Source organism: Roseomonas sp. TAS13, assembly GCF_001950415.1.
Lineage (GTDB): Bacteria > Pseudomonadota > Alphaproteobacteria > Acetobacterales > Acetobacteraceae > Roseomonas > Roseomonas mucosa.
This window is the reverse complement of sequence record NZ_BDLP01000300.1, coordinates 1-5373: the sequence shown is the minus strand read 5'-3', so window position 1 is coordinate 5373 and position 5373 is coordinate 1. Positions and strand designations below refer to the sequence as shown.

The 5373-nt window shown below is 64.7% G+C and carries 6 protein-coding genes and 2 pseudogenes; 2 read left to right on the top strand and 6 right to left on the bottom strand.

From position 1 onward, the window contains the following. Positions 1-145: 145 nt before the first annotated feature. From ROTAS13_RS28195 to ROTAS13_RS28510, 6 genes and pseudogenes are all read right to left on the bottom strand, one after another. A pseudogene (locus tag ROTAS13_RS28195) lies at positions 146-632 on the bottom strand (transposase); the annotation flags it as partial. A 145-nt stretch (positions 633-777) separates the two neighbouring features. Further along, positions 778-1707, bottom strand: coding sequence for a replication protein RepA (locus tag ROTAS13_RS18615; RefSeq protein ID WP_075823066.1), 930 nt, complete (start codon positions 1705-1707; stop codon positions 778-780). Positions 1708-2068: 361 nt separating this feature from the next. Beyond that, a complete protein-coding gene (locus ROTAS13_RS18610; protein ID WP_075823065.1) occupies positions 2069-2650 on the bottom strand; it encodes a DUF3102 domain-containing protein in 582 nt (193 codons plus the stop codon). Beyond that, complete coding sequence (locus tag ROTAS13_RS18605) at positions 2647-3288, bottom strand: ParA family protein (RefSeq protein ID WP_075823064.1); 642 nt, start codon at positions 3286-3288, stop codon at positions 2647-2649. Before ROTAS13_RS18605 ends, ROTAS13_RS18610 begins: the two co-directional genes overlap by 4 nt. Before the next feature lie 105 nt (positions 3289-3393). Then, complete coding sequence (locus tag ROTAS13_RS18600; protein ID WP_075823063.1) at positions 3394-3654, bottom strand: hypothetical protein; 261 nt, start codon at positions 3652-3654, stop codon at positions 3394-3396. A 132-nt stretch (positions 3655-3786) separates the two neighbouring features. Continuing rightward, the gene (locus tag ROTAS13_RS28510; protein WP_305793725.1) at positions 3787-4164 is read right to left on the bottom strand and encodes a transposase; all 378 of its coding nucleotides are present in this window, start codon (positions 4162-4164) and stop codon (positions 3787-3789) included. A 191-nt stretch (positions 4165-4355) separates the two neighbouring features. Between ROTAS13_RS28510 and ROTAS13_RS25815 the strand changes: the two are divergent. After that, positions 4356-5042 (top strand): annotated as a pseudogene (locus ROTAS13_RS25815) (IS6 family transposase); the annotation flags it as partial. A 189-nt stretch (positions 5043-5231) separates the two neighbouring features. Then, a partial coding sequence (locus tag ROTAS13_RS28185; protein ID WP_253187708.1) for a transposase occupies positions 5232-5373 on the top strand: 142 nt, incomplete at its 3' end.

Sequence of the window (5373 nt, the reverse complement as noted above, 5' to 3'; positions counted from 1 at the left end):
GGATGCTCCAGCTAGGACAGCCCGAGTATGTCCGTGTCACCTGATCGAAGCACCCTACCAGCGGGCTGCGTCGGTAGTCCGGATCCCTGCACCATAGTCCCTGTTCGAGACGACCTTCTGCAGTCCGGCCTCGGGATGGGAGAAGCGACATGGCCAGGAGAGCCGCGCCGCCATGGCTATCGTGCAGGCAGGCGGGCGAGACGGCGGCGAGTAGGAGCCGACCATCGGTGTCCACCAGGGCGTGGCGCCTGCGCCCGCTCACCTTCTTTCCGGCATCGCAGCCGCGGACACCCTTCACGCCGACGCCGCCCGAGCGGGCGGACTGGGCGTCCAGCACGGCCGCCGTCAGCGAGGCCTCCCGTCCGAACCGCTCGCGGTCGGCCATGGCCGAGGCATGAGCCAGCCGCGCGAAGGTACCTGAACGCGAGAGACGCAGGAACCATCAATGCGCGGTCCCGGGCGGCGGGAAGTCGCGCGGTAGATGCGCCCAGGCGCAGTTGGTGCGGAGCACGTAGAGGATGGCATCGACCAACCGCCGCATCGGCCAGGACCAGGGCCCGCTCGGCATCGGTCAGGCACGTTGCATAGGGCTGGGAACCGCGCGCAAGCTGCGCGCGGGCGGCAGGGTCCACATGGGCCACCTCGAAGGACGTCAAACACCCTCCGAACGCGCAGAACCCCCGCCGCTCAACTCATTTCAGCCGTCATGAAGCGGGCTCTGAGTTTGCGCTAACTGTGCCGATGCCTCCAGGGCGGCCTTCGGGTTGCCCTTTTTTGTTACCCAAGCCCTAGCCTGGCCATCTCTACCTTAGGTATCGCGGGCGGGGAGGGGTGCAGCACCAAGCCCTCCACCTCGATATCGACCCTGGCCTCTGGATAGACCGCCATCGCCAGGGTGAGCGCGTCGTTGAAGGTGGGCTTGAAGTGCTTCACCTGAGCAAAGCCTCCCCCGAACTGGTTGTGCAGGGAGAGCCAGGAGATCGGCGTTGGCTTGCTCAGCACATGCAGCCGGTAGGCGAGCCAGATATAGATGTCGATCGCCATTGACTTTGTGCCGATGATGCGCAGAGCCTCCTCCCGCACCGGCACGGGATGATCGCGCAGAGAGCGGAGGAAGTTGTCGTCCAGCTTCACCTTCTCCTGCCACAGAGACCCCTGCCCTGTGGTGTCGAGGGGGCCTAGCGACATGCCGCCGCTGACGAAGGCGCCGTTCTCGAACGCCCTTACCCCCGGCTTCTGCACGAAGAATGTCAGACGGCAGGCTGAGATGCGTCGGGCCTGTTCCGCCACCAGCTTGTAGTTCTTGCCGCCCGTGGCGATCCCCATGCGCCCCATCCAGGCGCTCATGGAGCGACCGAGCTCCACTTCTCCGCAGCCTGTCCGGATGGCCTCGGTCTGCAGGTAGAGGAGGATCATGCGGGCGATGGAGCCGTAGGGGACGCCGACCGGCGCACCGCCCTTCCCCAGACCCGAAGAGACCTGCAGGGTGACGTGAGGGCCACCGCTTCGCTCCCAGAACGTCTCCTCGATGCGCTTGTGCGGCAGGGCGGTCATCGCGAACCCGGCATGCGTGATACCCAGCCTGCAGTCTTCCTCGGCCAGAATCTCGGCCGCGGCCTCCACCACCTGGCGCTCGGCCTTGGTAGTGACCATCGTCCTGGCGGTGTCCACGCCATACTGAGCGATCAGGCTGTGCATCTTGCCCATGAGCCCCTCTATGGCAGGAAGTATCCATAACGAAAGATCGGACTCTACCGACCGGGCTATTTGAAAGGTATTTGATTCTAACTATTAGATTCGTCGGCAGAGTCCGGTGGATAAGTCGAGTCTGGTCGGTAGAGTCCGACAAGCAGGTCGGTAGAGTCCGACACCCGATAGCCTCTTCCTGTGGGCGACTCGATCCGGTCGGTAGAGTCCGACCCTCCCCCCTGCAAATCCTTAGCGAATCCATGGTCTGGACCGTCACAAGCTCCGAAAACATCGGACTCTACCGACTGCGTCGATCCCCTATATCGGACTCTACCGACCGAACCCTCCCAGTATCGGACTCTACCGACCGCTGCATGCATTATGCAGTGTTATGCAGGCGTGTCAGTTCCTGCTCAATCTCCAACAGGCGCCCCTCCAGCTTGGCCTTTTCCTGAAGCAGAAGTGCCTTGAGGCTCGGCTGTGCCGCTGGCGCCTGACGGGATTTGCGCCAGGCTATCAGCTCGGCTCGCCGTAGATCCGGCCGCAGCAGCCCTTCCTCCTTGGCGGCACTGAGCGTTCCCGCGTCGAGCGTGCTCAGTAGGTAGATTGTGGAGTAGGACCCGGGAAGTTGGCTGATCTGCACCTCGCGGCTCTGCTCCATACCCAGGGCCCATTGGGCCGCCTCGCGAAGCTGGTAGGCCGTGCGCGTGGAGAACGGCAGCTTGCTCTGCACCATCGCTTCGTATTCGCCGTAGGGCAGCATCTCCTTGGCGTTGATGAGGAGACGGCCGATGGAGAGGAAGCTGTCGTGCGCCGACTTCCACAGGCGCTCGATCTCGTTCACGAACTGGTCGGTGTCCTGGGGAGCGACCCTGGCGAACTCCAGGGCCTGAACCCTTGAATCCCCCTCGATCAGAACAGGGACGGGTGCCTCGTCCAGAGTAAGACGGCGCTTGCTCATGCGACCTCCTTGCGGCCCCAGACGCGGTTCTGGATGTAGCTCCAGATCGCCTTGATCTCGTCGGCGCCGACATGATTGGGCACATCTACCAGACCGAGGCCCTTGGCACCGGCCCTGGCATAGTCGGTGCGATCGGCAACCTCGACGGGGCACAGGTCGCCAGCCTTTATCAGGTAGTTCTTCACTGCGTTCACGTTGGCCCGCGGCTTGATGAAGTTCATGACGATGACGTGGGGCCGCCCACGATCCCGCAGTAGGGACACAAAAGGCGCCACGCTCTCTGCATCGTCGAAGGTGGGGCGCGAGGGCACGACCACCAAGTCCGCGGCCTGCAGCAGAGCGTGGAATGCCTTGGGCTGGGTCTCGATGCTGGGAGGCGTGTCCATGATCAGAACCTCGTAGCCGCTCAGTTCATCGTCATCCAGCAGCGCATCCGCGGTATCCCAGGCCACCTTGAAATGCGGGATCGCTGGGGAGTTCTTGGGCCGACGACGCGACCAGATGGTGAGGGTGGCCTGGGGGTCGAGATCCGCGGTTGCAACCTTCAGACCTTCGCAAGCAGCCGCGGCAGCGAGATTGCGAGCCATCATGGTCTTGCCACTGCCGCCCTTGGGCGAGGCGACCAAAATACGTTTCAAGACACCGCCCCCTAACGTGAGAAGCGACGGTTATCATAGGTCCGCGGAGATTGGCGAGAGTGTCGGGATCACTGGCCGGTCAGTGATCTCGGCCTATGACATGGATCAGGCAAAAATGAAGTCGCTCGCCTGCACCGTCGTGTCGTGAACCACGATGATCGCCCCGTCCCCCAGGTCGATCGAGGTTGCCTTGGCATCATAGTTGCCGATCAGCGAGCCCTTATCTCGACTCGTATGAGGCGTGTTGGCAAGCGGCGTTGTCAGCTTCGTCGTCGTTCGGGCGGGGGTGAGCCGGGCAAAGGCAGCGAGAAGCCCGCTGCGACACTCGTATCCGGCGGAACTGTCGTTCCCACCAAGATGCCTCATTCAGGGCAGGCCGGCTCGGGGTGGTGGGACCCATCTTTGGCGACGGCTTGTTGAACCCCGTCGAGCTCCGGTCACGCACCACCCCCGCCCGACACGACGCGCCCGATGGCGGCGCCGGTCGAACCTCGTCGTTCAGGCCGCGGCTGGCTTCAGGCGCGCGCCTTCGGGGACCAGTCCGGTGGTGACATAGCGCCACAGGGCGACCAGGAGCTTCCTGGCCAGGGCGACGGCGGAGATCTTGCGGATGCGGCCGCGGATCTCGCCGACGCGCTTGGTGAACCACTGCGCGAGGGCAGTGCCGGGCTGGTAGCGCAACCAGAGCCAGGCGAGCTCGACCATGCTCTTGCGCAGGAGGGAGTTGCCCGCCTTCGAGATGCCCTGGTCACGGTGCCGGTCGCCACTGGCGAACGGGCTGGGCGTGAGCCCGGCATAGGAGGCCACCTCCTTGCGGTTGGCAAAGGGCCGGTATAGCGCCTCGCGCACCAGCACGGTCGCCAACTCGGTGCCGATGCCGCCACAGCGGCGTCACGCTCGGCCTCTACGGCCACGATCTGCTCGAGCACGAGTTCCAGACGGAGAAACTCACGCTCGATCTCCCGACGCAGACAAGGCGGCAGCACCCGGCCGTCGCCGGTGCGCAACGCCCCCAAGGGTTCTGTTGCAGATTTGCGGCGCTGCCTCGGGCAGGTACAAACCACGGCATGGCGAGACGACGGAGAGTGGCCTCGGTTAGGCCGGACCAGTCCATCAAGGGGCGGCAGTTCACTGCGGAGGTGATCCTCTGGGCGGTCCGCTGGTACCTGACGTTCCCGATCAGCTACCGCGATCTCGAACTGATGCTTGCCGACCGTGGTGTGGACGTCGCACACACCACCCTCTTCCGCTGGACCCAGACCTACGCACCGGAGATCGAGAAGCGGATCCGGCCGCATTTGCGGCCGAGCAACGGTTCTTGGCGGGTTGACGAGACCTACGTTCGCGTGAAGGGCCGCTGGATGTACCTATACCGTGCGGTCGACAGCCGTGGGCAGACCATCGACTTCCTGTTCTCGGCCAGGCGCGACGCAGAGGCCGCGAAGCGCTTCTTCCGCAAGGCGCTGGGGCAGCCGCATACGGTGCACCCTCGCACCATCACGGTGGACAAGAACCCGGCCTACCCCTGTGCCATCGAGCAGATGAAGGTGGAGGGCGAGCTATGGCGCCTCTCTCGCCTACGGCAACGCAAATTTCTCAACAACATTGTGGAACAAGACCACCGGCGCGTGAAACGGCTGTTCAGACCTGGGCTTGGCTTCGGCAGTTTCCATACGGCACGACGAACACTGGCGGGCTACGAGGCGATGGCGATGGTGAGGAAAGGGCAGCTTCGGAAGATCGGCGGACACGACCGTGGTGCATGGATCGGTGGCGGGAAGGGGCTGCTTGCGGTAGGATGGGGATCCCCCCAGCGCCAGGAGCGATCCCGCTTGCCCTTCAAAGCCAATGCTGGCCGCCGGCATCACATCCCGAGGCCGCGGTACCGGGCGACGAACTGGGCGACCTACGACGCGGCGCTGCGGGATCGGGGCAGCCTGACGGTGTGGTTCACCGAGGCGGCGATCGCGGCGTGGCGGGCCGAACCTCGCACCACGCGGGGTGGGCAGGCGCGGTACTCGGCACTGGCGATCAGCACGGCGCTGACGCTGCGAGCGGTGTTCCGGCTGGCGCTGCGCCAGACCG